Origin of the sequence: Mesorhizobium sp. M8A.F.Ca.ET.218.01.1.1 (genome assembly GCF_004791165.1) — a bacterium.
Lineage (GTDB): Bacteria > Pseudomonadota > Alphaproteobacteria > Rhizobiales > Rhizobiaceae > Mesorhizobium.
Genome location: NZ_SRUZ01000223.1, coordinates 1 through 281, shown reverse-complemented (window position 1 = coordinate 281; position 281 = coordinate 1). Strand labels below are relative to the sequence as shown.

At 64.4% G+C, this 281-nt stretch carries 1 protein-coding gene; it reads right to left on the bottom strand.

Annotated features, from left to right (window positions below; translation table 11 throughout):
• Positions 1 to 281 (bottom strand): thermonuclease family protein (locus EN861_RS35100; protein ID WP_189343838.1); only part of this gene is annotated, 281 nt, incomplete at both ends.

Genomic DNA, 281 nt, shown 5'->3' with positions numbered 1-281 from the left:
GGGCTCCGTGCCACGGCACGGCCGAGCAGGATCGCTGGGTGCTGCACGTCCTTGAATTGCCACAGGCCTGCACGCTTTTCGCGCGCGACCTGCTCGGCAACCGCATAGGCAGGCGAATAGGGAAGGCCATCCGGCTGCAGGGCAGCGAAAGCATAGCCGGACGTGATCATCAGATTGCCGAGATCCAGTCGGTCGGCGCCAACCGCGGCGTAGCAGACTACATGGGCAACGTTGGCAATCGTCGCCACCGGCACGCAGACCGGCTTTGTGGCGGCAATGAA